This is a genomic window from Rufibacter sp. JT3400010 (assembly GCF_054956755.1).
In genome coordinates, this window is the sequence record NZ_JBUDXA010000001.1 from 298,147 (window position 1) to 315,772 (window position 17,626).

15 protein-coding genes are annotated in these 17,626 nt (G+C 50.5%); 12 read left to right on the forward strand and 3 right to left on the reverse strand.

Annotation, left to right across the window (positions count from 1 at the left end; all coding sequences use genetic code 11):
• Window positions 1-372: 372 nt before the first annotated feature.
• Window positions 373-1,191 (reverse strand): 2,3,4,5-tetrahydropyridine-2,6-dicarboxylate N-succinyltransferase, encoded by an 819-nt coding sequence (locus ACY0JR_RS01220; protein WP_462631970.1) that lies wholly within the window; start codon window positions 1,189-1,191, stop codon window positions 373-375.
• Window positions 1,192-1,238: 47 nt separating this feature from the next.
• On the opposite strand from ACY0JR_RS01220, the gene ACY0JR_RS01225 reads away from it, so the two are divergent.
• From ACY0JR_RS01225 to mnmE, 10 genes are all read left to right on the forward strand, one after another.
• Window positions 1,239-2,384 carry a glycosyltransferase family protein gene (locus tag ACY0JR_RS01225; RefSeq protein WP_462631971.1) on the forward strand — a complete coding sequence of 382 codons (1,146 nt, stop codon included), beginning with the start codon at window positions 1,239-1,241 and terminating at the stop codon, window positions 2,382-2,384.
• A 64-nt stretch (window positions 2,385-2,448) separates the two neighbouring features.
• The gene (locus tag ACY0JR_RS01230) at window positions 2,449-3,459 is read left to right on the forward strand and encodes a 3-oxoacyl-ACP synthase III family protein (protein WP_462631972.1); all 1,011 of its coding nucleotides are present in this window, start codon (window positions 2,449-2,451) and stop codon (window positions 3,457-3,459) included.
• A gap of 6 nt (window positions 3,460-3,465) precedes the next feature.
• Entirely contained in the window at window positions 3,466-4,125 is a 660-nt protein-coding gene (locus tag ACY0JR_RS01235; protein ID WP_462631973.1) for a metal-dependent transcriptional regulator, read from the forward strand.
• 22 nt (window positions 4,126-4,147) lie between these two features.
• On the forward strand, window positions 4,148-5,092 hold the full coding sequence (locus tag ACY0JR_RS01240; protein ID WP_462631974.1) for a metal ABC transporter solute-binding protein, Zn/Mn family: 945 nt from the start codon (window positions 4,148-4,150) through the stop codon (window positions 5,090-5,092).
• 311 nt (window positions 5,093-5,403) lie between these two features.
• Entirely contained in the window at window positions 5,404-6,207 is an 804-nt protein-coding gene (locus tag ACY0JR_RS01245) for a metal ABC transporter ATP-binding protein (RefSeq protein WP_462631975.1), read from the forward strand.
• Entirely contained in the window at window positions 6,204-7,496 is a 1,293-nt protein-coding gene (locus tag ACY0JR_RS01250) for a metal ABC transporter permease (protein ID WP_462631977.1), read from the forward strand. Before ACY0JR_RS01245 ends, ACY0JR_RS01250 begins: the two co-directional genes overlap by 4 nt.
• Window positions 7,493-8,380, forward strand: coding sequence for a metal ABC transporter permease (locus tag ACY0JR_RS01255; protein WP_462631979.1), 888 nt, complete (start codon window positions 7,493-7,495; stop codon window positions 8,378-8,380). Before ACY0JR_RS01250 ends, ACY0JR_RS01255 begins: the two co-directional genes overlap by 4 nt.
• Before the next feature lie 205 nt (window positions 8,381-8,585).
• The gene (locus ACY0JR_RS01260; RefSeq protein ID WP_462631980.1) at window positions 8,586-10,970 is read left to right on the forward strand and encodes a hypothetical protein; all 2,385 of its coding nucleotides are present in this window, start codon (window positions 8,586-8,588) and stop codon (window positions 10,968-10,970) included.
• Between the two features lie 308 nt (window positions 10,971-11,278).
• The gene (locus ACY0JR_RS01265; RefSeq protein WP_462631981.1) at window positions 11,279-11,782 is read left to right on the forward strand and encodes a thioredoxin family protein; all 504 of its coding nucleotides are present in this window, start codon (window positions 11,279-11,281) and stop codon (window positions 11,780-11,782) included.
• Between the two features lie 34 nt (window positions 11,783-11,816).
• On the forward strand, window positions 11,817-13,196 hold the full coding sequence (gene mnmE, locus ACY0JR_RS01270; RefSeq protein ID WP_462631983.1) for a tRNA uridine-5-carboxymethylaminomethyl(34) synthesis GTPase MnmE: 1,380 nt from the start codon (window positions 11,817-11,819) through the stop codon (window positions 13,194-13,196).
• 152 nt (window positions 13,197-13,348) lie between these two features.
• Here the strand turns inward: mnmE and ACY0JR_RS01275 are convergent, their stop codons facing one another.
• The gene (locus tag ACY0JR_RS01275; protein WP_462631984.1) at window positions 13,349-13,498 is read right to left on the reverse strand and encodes a hypothetical protein; all 150 of its coding nucleotides are present in this window, start codon (window positions 13,496-13,498) and stop codon (window positions 13,349-13,351) included.
• A gap of 382 nt (window positions 13,499-13,880) precedes the next feature.
• On the opposite strand from ACY0JR_RS01275, the gene ACY0JR_RS01280 reads away from it, so the two are divergent.
• Complete coding sequence (locus tag ACY0JR_RS01280) at window positions 13,881-15,122, forward strand: cysteine desulfurase-like protein (RefSeq protein WP_462631985.1); 1,242 nt, start codon at window positions 13,881-13,883, stop codon at window positions 15,120-15,122.
• 141 nt (window positions 15,123-15,263) lie between these two features.
• Window positions 15,264-16,007: a pseudouridine synthase gene (locus ACY0JR_RS01285; RefSeq protein ID WP_462631986.1), complete on the forward strand. Its 744-nt coding sequence runs from the start codon at window positions 15,264-15,266 to the stop codon at window positions 16,005-16,007.
• A 255-nt stretch (window positions 16,008-16,262) separates the two neighbouring features.
• Here the strand turns inward: ACY0JR_RS01285 and ACY0JR_RS01290 are convergent, their stop codons facing one another.
• Window positions 16,263-17,414 carry a glycosyltransferase family 2 protein gene (locus tag ACY0JR_RS01290; RefSeq protein WP_462631987.1) on the reverse strand — a complete coding sequence of 384 codons (1,152 nt, stop codon included), beginning with the start codon at window positions 17,412-17,414 and terminating at the stop codon, window positions 16,263-16,265.
• Between the last annotated feature and the right edge of the window lie 212 nt (window positions 17,415-17,626).

The following is a 17,626-nucleotide window of genomic DNA, read 5'->3' on the forward strand; positions in this document are numbered from 1 at the left end:
TAAATCTGCTTGTGTCAACATCCCCCCTTCGCCCCCTTCAAAGGGGGAGTATCCGCTTCAAGAGGTAAAAGCCCATTTGCTACTTTCCCCTTTCCAGTCTTTCCCGAGCGCGCCTCGCTTTTGGCCCTGGAATGGCAAAACTAAGCGCAAAAGGCTTCTCAGGCCGAAAGGGCAGTGCGAGAGGGGAAGACGGGGCCTCGCGGCCGTGAGCGCTTAGCGTCAAAGATGAAACAACTCAGCACCTGCATCCACGAAAAAAGCAGCCAAGCCAAGGGAAAAACAAACTGCATGCACCTACTACCACAAGAAACAGAAAAGGCCGACAATCTGCAGACCTCTTCCGTTTTACCTAAGTTTTACAAAAACCAACCCTTAAACAGCCACCTCGTTTTCCCGAAGCGCATCATTCAAAGAAGTCTTCAAATCTGTACTTTCTTTACGTTGGCCAATAATCAAAGCGCAAGGAACCTGGTAAGAACCGGCGGCGAATTCTTTGGTATAAGAACCAGGAATAACTACAGAGCGGGGCGGCACATAGCCTCTGTATTCTTTAGGCTCAGAACCGGTGACGTCAATGATTTTGGTGCTGCCCGTAATGCAGACATTCGCGCCAATCACGGCTTCTTTGCCAATGTGGCAACCTTCCACCAGAATACTACGCGAGCCAATGAAGGCACCATCCTCCACAATCACCGGGGCTGCTTGCACAGGCTCCAGCACGCCGCCTAAGCCAACCCCACCGCTTAAGTGGACGTGCTTGCCTACTTGCGCGCAAGAACCAACGGTGGCCCAGGTGTCTACCATGGTTCCCTCGTCTACGTAAGCACCAATGTTGGTGTAAGAAGGCATCAGGATCACGCCTTTGGAAATATAGGCACCGTAACGGGCCAAAGCATGCGGTACCACGCGAATACCCAATTCGGCGAAGCCTTTTTTCAGCGGAATTTTGTCATGGAACTCGAAAGGACCCGCCTCAATGGTTTCCATTTTCTGGATAGGAAAATACATGAGCACGGCTTTCTTCACCCACTCATTTACCTGCCATTTCTCAGAACTGGTGGGCTCAGCCACACGCAGTTCTCCACGGTCCAGGTGCTGGATAACGGTTCTGATGGCTTCCTGGGTATGGGTATTGCCCAACAACGACCGGTCATCCCAGGCGCTTTCTATTGCTACTCGTAAATCGTTCATTTGGTCTTCTTGAAAGAATAAGAGCCCAAAATTATTAAATTGTGGCGATGATTCGAAAACGAATTCTGCTGGCTTCTCTTTTAAAGCCGGTTTCTGACACCCGTTTGTATGAGAAGATTGGTAAAAGTCTGGCGAAAATCTCCCAGGCCGAGGTACACCTAGCAGGGTTTGCAAGTGCGCTTCCCTCCTCTTCAGACGCCAACGGGATCTTTTTCCATCCTATCTTTTTATTCAAACGCTTATCGGTAATCCGAATTTCGGCCCAGCTAAGATTCTGGAGATTACTGCAGGAAATCAGGCCAGTGGTGTTGGTGGTAGCCACGCATGAGTTGTTGCCCGTAGGTTGGCTTTACTGCAAAAAGAATGATTGCCGCTTGATCTATGACGTGCAGGAGAACTATTATCTCAACCTTTCTACCCAACAGGTGTACCCAGGTTTACTGGGCAAGGCAATGGGCTATCTGGTGCGGGGAATTGAAAAAGCAGTGGCTCCTTCTGTCAGCCATTTCTTTCTGGCGGAGCAAGCGTATGCGCAGGAATTGCCTTTTCTGAGTAGTAGGTTTACCATTATTCAAAACAAGTACCTTCCGCCGGTGGCGGATGCTTCAGTCACTCCACGCAAGAAGCCTGTTTCTTTAAAGGGAGTCAAGCAACTGCGGTTACTGTATTCCGGCACCATCTCTAAACTGTACGGGGTTCTGGAAGCGGTGAAGTTCACTCAGCAACTCCGTGCCTGGGTACCCGAGGCCGAGCTCACCATCACTGGCTACTGCGCCGACCCAAATTTTCTGCAGGAACTGAAACACCACATTCAGCCGCTGCCCTTCGTACAGCTACTAGGCGGCGATGCCTTGGTGCCGCACCAGGAGATTTTAGCGCAGGAACAGCAACACCATATCGGGCTTTTGCCGTATCACCCGCACCCCAGCACCTTTACTTGTATTCCCACCAAACTGTATGAGTACATAGGCAACGGTTTAGTGGTAATAACGGAGGAGAATCCCTTGTGGGCCGATATTCTGGAAAGAACCTCTGCGGGCATCTGTCATTCTTTTTCCAAGAATTTAACCGCCCAGAAAGTAGAGCTTCTCTTAAGCCGAACGTACTACCTGAACGGTATTCCGGAGGAAGTTTTCTGGCGAGAGGAAGAGCAAAAAGTGCAGAGAATCATCAAAGAGGCAGCAAGCCTTTAGTCTTCTAAAAAATAATTTAGACAAACCTAAACTTTTATATTCTTACACGTATATTTGACGAACTATGACGAAAGAACTTAGAAACTCACGCATTGCCGGTCTCGGCCATTATGTACCTGAAAAGGTAGTGAAGAATGCAGATTTAGAGAAGCTGATGGACACCTCAGATGCCTGGATTGTAGAAAGGACTGGTATTCATGAGCGTCGTTATTTTGAACCGGGCAAAGACACTACCGCCAACATGGCCGCCAACGCCGCCCGCAAAGCCTTGGAAAAAGCCGGTCTGGAAGCCAAAGACCTGGACATGATTGTGTTCGCCACGTTAAGCCCAGACTATTTCTTCCCCGGTTCTGGTGTGTTGTTGCAGCGCGAATTGGGTATCTCAGACATCCCGTGCTACGACGTTAGAAACCAGTGCTCGGGTTTTATCTATGCCCTTTCTCTGGCAGATCAGTTCATTAAAACCGGCATGTACAACAACGTGTTGGTAGTAGGTTCCGAGATTCATTCCTCAGGGCTGGATTTCTCAGACAAAGGCCGGTCAGTTTCCGTGATTTTTGGGGATGGCGCCGGGGCTGCGGTTTTGACGCCTTCTGATAGCTTAGAACGCGGCATTCTGTCCACGCACTTACATGCCCAGGGCGAATTTGCCGAGGAACTGATGACCAAAGGACCCTCCAGCAATGATGCGGAGCGCCTCACGTACCAGACCATTGACAGCGGCGACATCTTCCCGATCATGAACGGAAGCACCGTGTTCAAACATGCCGTTACCCGGTTCCCGGAAGTGATCAATGAAGCACTGGCTCACAACGGCGTCACCGCTGAAGATCTAGACTTAGTGGTACCGCACCAAGCCAACTTGCGCATCACGCAGTTTATTCAACAAAAAATGAAGTTGCCAGAAGGTAAGATCTTCAGCAACATCCAGAAATACGGGAACACCACCGCCGCCTCCGTGCCCATCGCCTTTTCTGAAGCCTTTGAAGAAGGACGCGTGAAAGAAGGCGATCTAATCTGCCTGGCGGCGTTTGGAAGTGGATTCACCTGGGCCTCGGCCTTAATACGCTGGTAAAGTCTCATGCACAGCACCGCAGAAGAAAACTACATCAAGGCCATTTATAAACTGGCTGGCGGCGGAGCCAACGCGGTAAGCACCACCGCACTTTCCGAAACGCTGCAAACCAAGCCTGCCTCGGTGAGTGACATGCTGCGCAAGCTGAGCGCCAAAGACCTGGTGCATTACGTGAAATACCACGGCGTGCAATTAACCGAAGAAGGCCAACGGGTCGCTTTGAAGATCATCCGGAAACACCGCCTTTGGGAGGTGTTTCTGGTGCAGAAACTTCGCTTCACCTGGGACGAGGTGCACGAGGTGGCCGAACAGATGGAACACGTCAAATCTGAATTGCTCATTCAGCGCTTAGACGAGTTTCTGGGCCACCCCCGCATTGATCCGCACGGCGACCCTATCCCTACAGAGGCGGGCGAACTGCGCGAGGTAGAGCAACGGGTACTGGCTTCTTTGAACATTGAGCAGAAAGGCGTGGTATGCCGGGTTAAAGATTCGCAGCCCGCCTTTCTACAATACCTTAACCGGGTAGGCATTCAGATTGGCTCTCAGTTGCAAGTAGTAGATAAGATACCCTATGATAACTCTTTGGAGATATGTATAGATAAAAGCAAGTCCGTGATATTGTCTTCAGATGTACTGGAGAAGATTTTCGTTATCCATCCGTGAGGTGCGTTTTCACGCCTATTTTATGAAACTAGCCTCTAAACGCTGGCCGCTCTGCCTCCTGTTTTTCCTGCTTCTGCTTTGCGCAGCCTGCGAGCCGGTGAATACACCCGGCGCCAAAGCTCACCAGCAAGGCAAACTGTACATTGTAACCACCACCGGTATCTTGCGCGATGCGGTTGCCAATGTAGTAGGTGACCGCGCGGTGGTGAGCGCCTTGATGGGGCCGGGCGTAGACCCGCATTTGTACAAAGCCGCGCTGGGAGACTTGCAGACCTTGCGCGAAGCAGACATCATCATTTACAACGGCCTCCATTTAGAGGGTAAAATGGGCGAAGTGCTGCAAAAACTGGCGCGTCAGAAAGTGGTGTGGGCGGCCGCCGAAGGACTTCCTGCTAACCGGGTCTACAAAACGCCTGAGTTCCAGAACAGCTACGACCCGCACATTTGGTTTGATGTAAGCCTCTGGAGTCTGGTGGTGGAGAATCTATCTCTCAAGTTGCAGAAGCAAGACCAGCCAAATGCCACCTACTACAAAGAAAACACCTTACGGTACCGGGCTAGGCTGGACAGCCTGCACCAGTGGACCAAAACGGAGATTGCCACCATTCCTGCCCAGCAGCGAATTTTGATTACCGCCCACGATGCCTTCGGGTATTTCGGCCGTGCCTATAACATTCAGGTGCAGGGTTTGCAGGGCATTTCCACGGTGTCTGAGTTTGGCTTACAGGATGTTTCTTCTCTGGTGAACTTCATTGTGACACGAAATGTGAAAGCTGTATTTGTGGAAAGCTCTGTTTCCCAGAAAGCCATTGAAGCCGTGTTGGAAGGCTGTCGGCAGAAAGGACATAATATCAAGTTGGGCGGCACCTTATACTCTGATGCGTTGGGAGAAGAAAACGGCCCGGCAGGCACCTACGCCGGAATGGTGCGGGTGAATGTGGGCAAAATTGTGAAGGCGCTGAAGTGAGATTGAGAGATTGAATGATTGAGTGATTGAGTGATTGAGAGAATGAGTGAGTACTGGAATTCTGCTTTAAGGGTGTTTTCCTGAAAACTGGCGAAAAAGCAGCATGATTACCCTTTCTCCGTCATCCTGAAAGGACCTTATGGGCGAACGGTAGTAGCGTTTACTACAAGGCTGGCTAGTCCGCCCACAAGGTCCTTTCAGGATGACAAAAGAGAGGATAGCCTTTGATGCTCAGTTCTTTTAACAAGCAAAAATAAAAGCATAGCAAACGGCAGCTATACAGAATTCTCATTAAAAGGAAGGACAAACCCATGATACAACACGTGACGGACCCGGTTTTGGAGGTGCATGATTTGACGGTGAGTTATCAGCGGAAGCCGGTGCTGTGGGATATAGATTTAACAGTGCCCAAGCAGGCGTTGGTGGGAATCATTGGCCCTAATGGGGCCGGTAAATCCACGTTAATCAAAGCCATTATGGGCTTGCTTCCGCTTAGCAGCGGCTATGTGGAGCTGTTCGGTAAATCCCTGGACGAAGTGCGCAAAAAGGTGAGCTACGTGCCGCAGCGCGAATCGGTGGACTGGGATTTTCCGGCCTCGGCGCTGGATGTGGCCATGATGGGGACCTACGGTTCACTGGGCCTATTCCGCCGTCCGGGGGCGAAGCAACGGCAGTTAGCCATGGAGGCGCTGGAGAAAGTGGGTATGCAGGATTTCGCCAACCGGCAGATTTCCCAGTTATCTGGGGGGCAGCAGCAACGGGTGTTCCTTTCCCGGGCCCTGGCGCAAGACGCCGATTTGTACCTCATGGATGAACCTTTCGCGGGGGTAGACATTGCCACAGAGACCGCCATTATTGAACTGCTGCGGCAGATGCGGGAAACCGGAAAAACGGTGGTGGTAGTACACCATGACTTGCAATCTGCGCAAGATTATTTTGACTGGATTCTCTTGCTCAACATGCGGCTGGTAGCCTCTGGTCCGACGGATGAAACGCTCACGCCTGCGTTGCTGGAGAATACGTACGGCGGCCGGTTAACCGAACTTAGCCGCGTGAGTGAACTGCTGCACAAGAAGAATTTCCCTATCAGAGAAACCAAACCGGCCCGCAAATGAACACGCTATGGGATTTCCTGAGCATGTCAGATGCCAACGTGCGGTTTGTGACCATCGGCTCGGTGCTGCTGGCGGCTTCCTCGGCGGTGGTGGGTTGCTTTACGGTGCTTCGGAAAAGAGCCTTGGTGGGCGATGCCGTAGCCCATGCCGTGTTGCCTGGAGTTTGTCTGGCCTTTATGCTCACCGGGGAGAAAAATCCCCTTATTCTGTTGCTAGGCTCTTTCCTGACCGGCTGGCTTTCCCTGCTTATCATTGATGTGATCACCGCCCACAGCCGCATCAAAGAAGACACGGCCATTGGACTGGTGCTTTCCGTTTTTTTCGGAGTTGGTATTTTATTCCTGACTTCCATCCAGCACTCCGGAAACGAAAACCAGAGTGGGCTGGATAAATTCCTGTTCGGGAGTGCGGCGGCCTTGGTGGGGCAAGACCTCATTACCTTCGGAGCGGTGGCCGTGTTGCTGCTGTTAAGCGTGCTGCTGCTGTACAAGGAATTTAAGCTGCTCAGTTTTGATATGGCGTACGCCCGCACCATTGGGTTGCCCCTGCGCGGGCTGGAACTTTTGCTCACCACCCTCACCGTTCTGGCGGTGGTGGTAGGCATTCAGTCTGTGGGCGTGGTGCTGATGTCAGCGATGCTCATCACGCCGGCCGCTGCTGCCCGTTTCTGGACCGATAGGCTGGGCATTATGATTTTACTGGCGGCCGCCATGAGCGCCATCTGCGGCGCCGCTGGTGCTTTTGTCTCGTTTACCGCTCCTGCCATGCCCACCGGCCCCTGGATTGTGATGCTGTTGTCTTTGCTGGCCATTTTCTCGTTCTTTTTAGCCCCTAAAAAAGGATTGCTGGCCCGCTACCTGCTTCAGCGCAGACTCCGCCGACAGATGACGCGCGAGAACATCCTGAAAACCCTGTTCCACCTGGGTGAAGTGAAAGGTGAGTACGAAAACAGTTACACCAAAACTCAGATTCTGGAACGGAGGCAACAACCGTTGCTCCGGATGAAAAACGCCCTGCAAACCCTCAGCCGGCAAGGCTTGGTCAAGGAAAGCACGAACGGCTGGGCCCTGACTCAGAACGGTAAAAAAGAAGCCCAACGCATTGTGCGCCTGCACCGCCTTTGGGAACTTTACCTGACCAAATACTTGCAACTGGCCTCTGACCACGTGCACGAAGACGCCGAATCCATTGAGCACGTGCTCACGCCAGAGTTGGAGAAACGCCTGGAAGAACTCCTGGACTTCCCTACCGCCGATCCGCACCATACCTCAATTCCGCAACAGCCATGAACATAGATGCCTTCTGGATTATACTCACGGGTGCCTTAGTGGCCATTTGCTGCAGTCTGCTGGGCTGCTTCCTGATTCTGCGCCGCATGGCCATGGTAGGAGACGCCATCTCCCACGCGGTACTGCCAGGCATTGTGCTCGCCTTCCTGTTCAGCGGTTCCCGCGAAGTCTGGACCATGCTCATAGGGGCCGCGTTGCTAGGGGTAGCCTGCACGTTTCTGATCGAATTCTTCCACAAGAAAGCCAATGTCCAAGCCGATGCCTCCATTGGCGTCACCTTCACCTGGTTGTTCGCTTTGGGTATTATTCTGATCTCGGTGTATGCCGGTAAGGTAGACCTGGACCAGGATTGCGTGCTCTACGGCGAGATTGCGTACGTGCCCTTAGACATCTGGCTCACCGAAACCGGCCTGAATTTAGGGCCGCGTACCGTCTGGATTATCGGTGGTGTTCTGGTGGTGCTCCTACTGTTTATCAGCTTGTTTTACAAACAATTATACCTCACCTCCTTTGACCCTGCTTTCGCTGCGGCCATTGGCATTTCCACCACGCTCTGGTACTACCTTTTAATGGGAGCCGTTTCTTTAACTACCGTGGCGTCCTTTGAATCTGTAGGCGCCATTTTAGTAGTTGCCTTGATGGTGGGCCCGCCCGCCACTGCCTACCTCCTCACCGATGATCTGAAGAAAATGCTGCTTATTTCGGCTGGGGCCGGAATCATTGCCTCTGCGGCTGGCTTCTATCTGGCCTTATGGTTGAATGGTTCGGTGGCAGGTGCTATCTCAGCAATCATCGGTTTGCAGTTCCTGCTCGTGTTTATCTTCTCTCCCACGCATGGCCTGGTGTCTCGTCACCGGAAATCTACCGCCGTGTCTCCTTTCTAAGCTGTTTTAAGAAAACCAGACATAAACTGAAATTGACACAGGGAAGCCGCAGCAACAGGTTGACGTTTTAAAGGTATTTTCAGGAAATCGGCCTAAAACCGAAAGATTTTTACGGTTGAAGAAAAAGGTTGTATCTTTTTGATGCCAATCCCGATTGTGTGACACAGGTACGGGAGCTAAAATATAACCCGTTCAGGCGTACGCTATGCACTACCTTTTCTTTGTCTTTCATCTCAGTTTACTAGGAATCATTGCGCAAGTAAAGGGCTGCTCCCAAGCCGCTCCGCCTCCCCCCACTCCCATCCACTTAACTTCTGAGGAAGCGGCAGACGGTAGAAAAACCGGGATCATTCCTTACAAATCAGATTGGGCGTACCAGTTAGATGTGTCAGAGAACAACTTTGATCTATGGTTTGATGGCGTACTAGGCGACAATCCAGACACACCTACTTCTTACAACCTGAAAGGCGTCATGGAGACCACCGAAACCATGTTCACTTTTCCCGCGGAAATGGGGGTTGAATTAACCCAGATCAACTTCTATGATGGCAAAGGCAGTTCTTCCAATCCGCTGAAGATTGATTTGTTATTAACCAATGGGAAACGAATTGAGGGCGTGGTGCCAGATTTTCATGGCAACCAGTATTTAGCCTGGCTGAACCACCCCATTCCGGCGCAATACCAGAAAGTGAAAGCGGTCATCTTTCTGATGCCTAAAAACATGACGCATAACACAGATGAAGGTATCTACCCCAGTGAGATTCAGTTTGTAGGGAAATACACCCCTTATGTGGCCCCTAAGGCTATTCCGGTTACGCGGGTGAACTTCCGGAATATGTACGGCGTCAACTCCTTCCCGTGGGACAACACCGGCAAAGAGGCCAACCAGAATGCTCCGGGTACGGTTTCCCAACTGTCTAGATTCGATCAGATGGGCTGGAACCGGGCTTATGACGACTGGCACCTGTTTGAGGCGGTGAAAGATGATTACCGGTACGCCCCGGCCCACAGTGGCGAATGGAACCAGGACCGTGGTTTCGCCCGCTTGAAAGCAAAGGGCGTCAAAAACATCCAGGCCATCAAAACGATTCCAGCCTGGATTACAGATACTTACCCCAAATCACATGTAGACAACGTGAGCTACCGGAATGGGGAGAATGCGTACCATCCCTACAAAGGGAACGTGGCCTTTTACAACAGCTTGGCTGCTTTTCCGGCAGATGGTGCTACCAGCCCGAAGGATTTTCCGTTTACCTCAAACGAGCCTACTACCTATGTAGCCAATGATACCAAACTGTGCTACACTTGGAACGGCAAAGAGTATGTGCTGAGAACCACCAATGACAACACCACCTACCTGGATGTGTTCACCAAAGCCAATGCCTCAGACAAGAACCCTGTGGGCAAGCTCAAGAACGTCTTCAACAAAAACCTGGACCGCGACCGGGTAACGCCCGCTACTTACAAAGCCTTCGCGCAAATGGCTTTTCAGTCGGCGGCCCGTTACGGAACCAACAAATCCGTGGACCCAAAGCTGGTGCTTACCCCAGACAAATTAGTGGGGCTGGACTTGCTGGATGGTGTAGAGGCCGGCAATGAGATGAACGCGCATTGGCACGGACGAAAAAGATACCTGAACCCTTACGAGCACGCCGCTTTTCTCTCGGCGTTCTATGATGGGCATAAAGGGACGCTTGGCCCTCGGGCTGGGGTTAAAAAAGGAGACCCTAACCTGAAGGCGTACGTAGGCGGCATTGTGTCTGCCAATCCCAGATTTTACCGGGCCATGATTGATTGGTGCCGTGAGAACCGGGGCTACCGCAAAGACGGAACCGTAGATATTTGCTGGGATGTAGTGAAGTACCACCAATACACCACCTCCTCGGGCTTAGAACAGCACAAGAATGGCCCCAGGTTTGCCGTTCCGGCCGACATGCACAAATCTGCTGTTGCGAAAGTACAGGAAATGAAAAACCTGCATCAACAGTTGGTGGGCAGAACGGTACCTGTTCACATAGGAGAATTAGGGTATGATGTAGGCCCGTCAGAGCAAGGAGCGGCAGATATCAAAAATTCCGCCACCGGGTATGTCAGTTCAAGGAAACACACGCAAGGCGTCTGGGTTTTAAGGGACCAACTCACCTATGCTTTTCACGGAGTAGACGGGCTGCAGTTCTACATTTTGGAAGACCCCGTTTACCTGGAAGATCCCTATACGTCCAGCTCCATTTACGCCACCTCCGGATTTTTCGCCCGGAATTTCGGAAAGTACCCCAAAGAGAAAAGAACCGCGGCCTGGTATTCTGCTCAGTTCCAGAAAGAGTTTGGAGACTACACCCCGCAACAACTCCTGAGTGCGTCACCCATGGTCCTGAAGTCTACTCGTCAGAAAAACGTGATGTATGCGCTGTGGCTTCCTTCCATGACAGGCGCCATGGACACCTATACATTGGCATTACCGGGAGTAAAATCCATCACCCTGTATTCCTTGGTAGACAACGTTACCTCCCTCAAAAGCCAGGTGGTACCCGTTAATGGCTCCTATACTGCAAAGATTTCAGAAACACCCATTTTTGTGAAGGTCAACTAGCGAGTATGTTTATCATTGACAGAACCTAAGAGTGTTTCTGAATACAGGCTATTTTCCAGATTTAAGCCGATAATCAGGGTCGATGGTATTTAATTCCCTTTCTGATTTAGGATTATTTTCTAATCCTTCATTGAAGAGAAAAACCTTCTATTTTGGGCTGATTTGGTAAAATCAGCCCAAAATAGACTGGAATCTGCTGCTTTTCAATCAGGTTCGCACAATAGTTTTCCTTGTCAAACGTATATAGGACATCTTCCCGAATTTACTCCAACAGACTTTCAGCAGGAAGGCTTTCTTCTGACCAATACATGTACCTTCTTATACTAGTTTTCACTTCCCTCCTCAACACAGCTATCGCGCAGCCGAGGTTGGTTAAGTCATCTCCTACAATCAAAACGGCCTCTGCGCCCGCTGAAAAACTGGAATGGCTTACGCTAGAACAAGCGCTGCAAAAAAGCAAAACCAAGCCCAAGAAAATACTGGTAGATGTGTACACCGACTGGTGCGGCTGGTGCAAGAAAATGGACAAACAAGTGTACCTGAACCCCGATGTTGTCAAAAAACTGAACCAGGACTTTTATGTGGTGAAACTGAACGCCGAACAGCGGCAGCCCATTACTATCCAAGGCAAGACCTACAAGTACCTGGAGAAGTACCGGGCGCATGAACTGGCGCTGTCCCTCCTGCAAGGGCAGATGAGCTATCCCTCCACCGTTTTCCTGAACGAGAAACAACAAGTCATGGAACGGGTACCTGGCTATATACCGCCCAAAGATTTTCTGCGCGCTTTGGCGTATCTTTCGGAAAATTAGCCGGTAAACGGCCGCTCACTCAGCAATTACGACGTTGATACCTTCTCTCCTCTCCAAAGATACCATTGTGGCGCTGGCCACCGCCGCCGGTCACGGCGCCATTGCCATCATCCGGCTTTCGGGTCCCGAGGCGATTTCCATTGTACAGGATGTTTTCAAAGGCAAGAACCTGACGCAACAGCCTTCGCACACGCTGCATTTTGGCACCATCAGAGACGGCGAAAAGATTCTGGACGAGGTTGTGGTTTCTCTGTTTAAAGCTCCTTCCTCCTACACCAAGGAAGACGTGGTGGAAGTTTCCTGCCACGGGTCGCCGTACATCACAGAGCAACTATTGAAGTTGTTCCTGCGCAAAGGTGCCCGTCTAGCGGAGCCCGGCGAATTCACGAAACGTGCCTTCCTGAATGGCCAGTTTGATTTGGCCCAGGCCGAAGCGGTCGCTGATTTAATTGCTTCAGATTCTGCCTTAACGCATCAGGTGGCCATGAAGCAGATGCGCGGCGGATTCTCGCAGGAAATCAAAGCCCTGCGCGCGCAGCTCATCCACTTCGCCTCCATGATTGAACTGGAACTGGATTTCAGCGAAGAAGACGTGGAATTTGCCGATCGGGAAGCACTTCGCCGTTTGATCTCTACCTTGCAGCGACTCATCAGCGATCTTTTACAATCGTTTGAAATGGGCAATGTACTGAAGAACGGCGTGCCCACGGTCATTGCCGGAAAACCCAATGCCGGTAAATCCACTTTGCTCAACGCGCTGCTCAACGAGGAAAAAGCCATTGTCTCTGACATCCCAGGCACCACCAGAGATGTAATTGAAGACGAAGCTCTCATTGGCGGTATCCGTTTCAGATTTATTGACACGGCAGGTCTACGGGAAACCCAGGATACCGTTGAAGCGATTGGCGTATCCCGCACGAAAGAGCAGCTGAAAAAGGCAGCATTGGTACTCTACCTTTTTGATGTTTCTACCATCACTCCTGCTCAACTTGGGGAAGAAGTAGCAGCTTTGGAGTTGCCGGATGTTCCTTACCTTCTGCTCGCCAATAAAAAAGATTTAGCCTCCCCTGATCAGTTGGCCGCCTTCTCACATGTAGAAAATCTGGTATTTATGTCAGCTGGAACAAAGGAAGGGTTAGACGAACTGAAACAGATGCTCCTGGATCAGGTGAACGCCCATGAAGCAATGGCCGGAGACCGCACCATTGTCACCAACCTCCGCCACTACCAAAGCCTGCAGCAAACGTCAGATACCTTGCTGGAAGTACTCCAAGGCCTCAACTCCGGCCTAGCCAGCGACTGGCTCGCCGCTGACATCCGACGTTGCTTGTTTTATCTGGGGCAGATTACCGGTGAGATTACCACCGATGATTTGCTGGATAACATCTTTACAAAGTTCTGTATTGGAAAGTGAGCCAACGTTTCCTTTGGTTGCATAAGCTGAGCATGCCTTTTAGCAAATACTAAAGTAAGTCTGTTCCCCAAACTTCTTTAAGCAAGAAACAGCCTCCGCAACATTTGCTTGGTAAAATGTACGGTGTAGAGCTAAGGGCAAAGATCAAACTATTATTTCACGCTGTCATTCTCCTCGTCATTATCGGCCGTCTCTTTTTTTGCGTTTTTGGCGGCAGCTTTAAGGCGCTCCTGGTTTTCTTTTCGTTCCTTAAATTCCTTTTGGCGCTGCTTCTTTTGTTGGTCTGCTGATCTGGTACTCATTGTCTACCGGGTTGTTGTTCTTTCTATTAGGTACAAGTGTATTTAATATACTGCTTCTTCGGCATTTTGAATGCCTTGGATGTACATTTTTTGTTTTTGAATACCTTCTCCAGCCGCTAAGACACATGGCCTTTAAAATAGAACCAGATTAGCATTTGCCTTCTTTCAAGGTTTATAGCATGTTTTCAGCAACTTAGACAAAAAGTACTCCCCTTCTGTGTGGAAACAGACCATCTGAACGTAGGTATTGATTTACTCCCACTCACTCCACCCCAAATTACTTTTCTGAGCGCCTATTATTTATGCTACTTCTAGGAGTACGTCCCTTATATTGGGTAAGAAAAAGCTTAACCCATAAACCACTAACAAAACCAGACCCCAGATGAGCCAGTTTTCAGTAGACCAGCTACGCGCGTCATTTCCTGCTTTAAGAGAAGTGGAAGGAAAGAAACCGTTTATATTTTTTGACGGACCGGGGGGTACGCAGATGGCGCAGCAGGCGGTAGATGGGATGGTGCACTACATCACTGCCGGAATGGCAAACCTGCACGGGGCGTTTCAAACCAGCATCAACACAGACGCTCTTTTACTGGATGGAAGAAAAGCTATGGCAGATCTGTTAAACTGCGCCCCAACCGAGGTCGCCTTCGGGCAAAACATGACTTCGCTGGCGTTTGCCATAGGCAGAAGCCTGGCTCCTTTTCTTTCCGCTGACGCGGAGGTGGTGGTAACAGAGTTGGATCACCGGGCCAATGTAGACCCTTGGGTAACGCTCGCCAAAGACATGGGTGCCGCCGTGAAATTTATTCCCGTAAACCCTGCCACCTACACCCTGGAACTGGAGAATTTAAATGAGTTGATCACCGAGAAGACCAAACTGGTAGCGGTGGGCATGTCCTCCAACGTGACGGGCACGGTCACCAACATCCAGAAAATCATTGCCCGGGCCAAAGAAGTGAATGCGTTGGTGGTGATTGATGCCGTACACGCGGTCCCGCATCTTTCCATTGACTTCCAGCAGTTGGACTGCGATGTGCTGCTCTGCTCGGCGTACAAGTTTTTCGGGCCGCACGTAGGAATAGCGGTGATAGCTACTTCGCTTTTCGAGAAATTACCGGTCTACAAGTTAGCACCTGCTCCCCAGGAAATACCCGATAAACTGGAAACAGGCACCCAGAACCACGAAGCCATTGCCGGCTTGATTGGTGCCATTACGTTCATAGAAGGTTTGGGAGAAGGACCAACCCGAAAAGAGCGCCTGAAATCTGGGATGCAGCGCATTGCAACCCACGAGCAGGAACTGACCGAGCGGCTGGAACGCTTCCTGAGGGCATTACCGCAGGTACGTCTATACCGAGCTCCGGCCGATACCCCCAAAACGCCCACGTTTGCTTTCACCATTCAAGGAGTAAATGCGCGTGAAGCCACCACCTGGTTTGCCCAAAACTATAACATGTGCATCGCCGATGGCCACTTCTACGCCTCTACCCTGGCCGAAAAGTTGAACGTGAACCCTATGGGTGGGTGGATCAGGATCGGCTTAACGCCTTATAATACCTTGCAGGAAGTAGAGCTATTTGAGCAAGGATTGAAGGAGTTCCTTTCTTTACAGGCAAACCGATAGCCTCCGTTTAGGGCCTCTTTCCTGAAAAAAGGCCCTAAACTGATTCCACTAATCACGTCTCGTTTGAAAAACCGATGAAGAAGCCTTTGTTCAGGGCAGGTTATTTTTCTGTATTTTGCAGCCAGATTAAGAAAGATAAAAGTGCTGGAGATACTATTTGAAGATGAGCATTATGTGGCCATCAACAAGCCAAACGGATTGCTGGTACACCGCACGCGCATAGCCGAAGAGAAAAAGGAGTTCGCGTTGCAGTTGCTCCGTGACCAGTTAGGCTACAAGGTACACGCAGTGCATCGGCTGGACCGGGGAACGTCTGGGGTGCTGCTGTTCGCGAAATCTCCGGAGGCCACGGCTCCCATGGTCAAAGCCTTCGCTGAACAGCTACCAGATAAAACGTATTACGCCATTGTGCGGGGTTATGCTCCCGAGGCAGGCACCATAGACAGCCCCATCCGTCCGGACAAAGACCACCAGCACAAAGAAGCGCAACCGGCGGTTACCCACTTCACGCGCCTTGCCACGGTAGAGCTTCCTATTGCTGTGGGGCGTTATCAGACGGCCCGCTACAGTTTAGTGAAAATCAAGCCCGAAACCGGACGCATGCACCAGATTCGCAAACATTTTGCGCACATCCGGCACTACATCATCGGGGACAAAAAACACGGAGACTGGCGACACAACCTTATGTTTTTGGTGAACTTGGAGAGTTCTAGCATGCTGCTCCATGCGGCCGCACTTACGTTTGAGCATCCGTTTACGTCTGAGTTAGTGCAAATAAAAGCATCTATGCCGGAGAACATGCATCGGCTTTGCATTGATTTCTCCTGGCAAAATGAACTAGCTCAGCAGGAAGAACTTCCGCCACCTATTTCTCTAAACTTGTAAAACAGGTACTTCCTTTTTCCTTAGAAACTTAGGACCTATACCCTCTAATATTTACTTTCTTCCAAAAGCTTTCTGGCGCAAGCGTCCGCACGCATAGCTGATCTGCAAAACGGGGACACACGCGGACGCTTGCGCCAGAATCTGTTTGGGTATCTTGGGTTCGCCTTTGTGTTTTGTGGCTATTTTGGCAAAAACAGTTCAGAACCAGCCGAGATCTCTACCAGGAAAATCATTGGTTTACTCCTGTCATTTCCCTTACCGCTGCTTCTTCAGTTCTGCCAAAGGATAGAAACTGTCTCGCCAGTAGATGCCTCCTTGCCTGATGGTCTTGAAAGCAGATTTCAACAGAATGTACACCATGATGGAACCTGCTACGGGCACCATAAAGGCGTGCCACCACTTGCCATGAATACCACTTTTGAAAAGTATCAGCAGAACCTGGGACGTTACCAGTATACAAACCATGACCAGCCCGGCACTACCTGACAGCAGCATCAAGGGCAATGGGAGTACAAAGACCAGTAACGTGGCCAGAGCCATTCCAATGGCCGTGGGCAAGTGGTAGTTTGAAATGGAAAACGTGTTTTTCATGAGTCCGTTCACGAACTCCTGCAGGCTGGTATACCATTCCAGCGACACTACTTTTTCGCCGTAAACCACATCTTGCCGCAGACCGGCGGCTTTGATTCGTTCGCCCAATTTCAAATCATCATCGGGACGAAGGGAGAAGGCCGCGTGGGTTCCGGCTTTTTCGTAAGCGGTGCGTTTCACCAGATTGAAGGCTCCAATCCCGATGGAGGCATTGGAATTTGGATTTCTGATCTCCCAGGGGCGTTGGCGCATTTCCAGCATGACAGAAAAGGTATTCATCACACTTTGGAACAGAACAGAACGGGAGGTAATCTCCGGTAGCACCGCCAAGTGGTCTAACTGATGAGTCGCCACATAATGCATGGCTTTGTTTAATGCTTGCGGATGAAAGAGGACATCGGCGTCTGTGAACAGCATCCATTCCTCCCTTGAAGCAAGATACCCCTGATACAAGGCGTTGCTTTTCCCCAGCCAGCCGTGCGGAAGTTCCTTGATGGTCATCACTGCCAGCCTAGGATTTTCCTGGGCCATTTCCGCCAGAATCTGCGGTGTACGGTCAGTAGAACGATCATTGACCACCAGTACCCGGGAATTGGAATATTCCAGATGGCAGACGCTGGAAAGGGCTTGTTCCAGATTAACTTCCTCGTCCTTCACCGCAATTATAATGACGACATTCGATTCCGGAAAACCTGCAACCGTAGAGACGTCCTTTAAATAGGCAACCTTCCGGCAATTGACCAACAGGTAAATGGTCCCTAAAACCCAGGCAAGAGTCATCAGTCCTACATAAGCCGTTAGAAACATGCTAGTCATTTAATACCGGAATACTGATGGAGCGGTTTATTCTATATTATTCTAAAACCTGCCACCTTCTGAAAGGTTATGGTCTGTTTCTTACTATTTGCTTTGAGGTGAAGCCAGTTCAAAAATGGAAATTAAAGATGCCAGCACTGGATAAACAAACATGTGACTTCCAGAAGATTCCAGGGGAAACCAAAGAGAAAAATCCGGAATGCAAGATTTAC

What these genes read in the sequence shown, in the direction of transcription:
- ACY0JR_RS01235 (WP_462631973.1), top strand. Translation starts at nt 3,466, where the DNA reads ATGCACAGCACCGCAGAAGAAAACTACATCAAGGCCATTTATAAACTG.
- ACY0JR_RS01260 (WP_462631980.1), top strand. Translation starts at nt 8,586, where the DNA reads ATGCACTACCTTTTCTTTGTCTTTCATCTCAGTTTACTAGGAATCATT.
- ACY0JR_RS01250 (WP_462631977.1), top strand. Translation starts at nt 6,204, where the DNA reads ATGAACACGCTATGGGATTTCCTGAGCATGTCAGATGCCAACGTGCGG.
- ACY0JR_RS01240 (WP_462631974.1), top strand. Translation starts at nt 4,148, where the DNA reads ATGAAACTAGCCTCTAAACGCTGGCCGCTCTGCCTCCTGTTTTTCCTG.
- ACY0JR_RS01225 (WP_462631971.1), top strand. Translation starts at nt 1,239, where the DNA reads ATGATTCGAAAACGAATTCTGCTGGCTTCTCTTTTAAAGCCGGTTTCT.
- ACY0JR_RS01280 (WP_462631985.1), top strand. Translation starts at nt 13,881, where the DNA reads ATGAGCCAGTTTTCAGTAGACCAGCTACGCGCGTCATTTCCTGCTTTA.
- ACY0JR_RS01265 (WP_462631981.1), top strand. Translation starts at nt 11,279, where the DNA reads ATGTACCTTCTTATACTAGTTTTCACTTCCCTCCTCAACACAGCTATC.
- ACY0JR_RS01220 (WP_462631970.1), bottom strand. Translation starts at nt 1,191, where the DNA reads ATGAACGATTTACGAGTAGCAATAGAAAGCGCCTGGGATGACCGGTCG.
- ACY0JR_RS01245 (WP_462631975.1), top strand. Translation starts at nt 5,404, where the DNA reads ATGATACAACACGTGACGGACCCGGTTTTGGAGGTGCATGATTTGACG.
- ACY0JR_RS01275 (WP_462631984.1), bottom strand. Translation starts at nt 13,498, where the DNA reads ATGAGTACCAGATCAGCAGACCAACAAAAGAAGCAGCGCCAAAAGGAA.
- ACY0JR_RS01230 (WP_462631972.1), top strand. Translation starts at nt 2,449, where the DNA reads ATGACGAAAGAACTTAGAAACTCACGCATTGCCGGTCTCGGCCATTAT.
- ACY0JR_RS01290 (WP_462631987.1), bottom strand. Translation starts at nt 17,414, where the DNA reads ATGACTAGCATGTTTCTAACGGCTTATGTAGGACTGATGACTCTTGCC.
- ACY0JR_RS01255 (WP_462631979.1), top strand. Translation starts at nt 7,493, where the DNA reads ATGAACATAGATGCCTTCTGGATTATACTCACGGGTGCCTTAGTGGCC.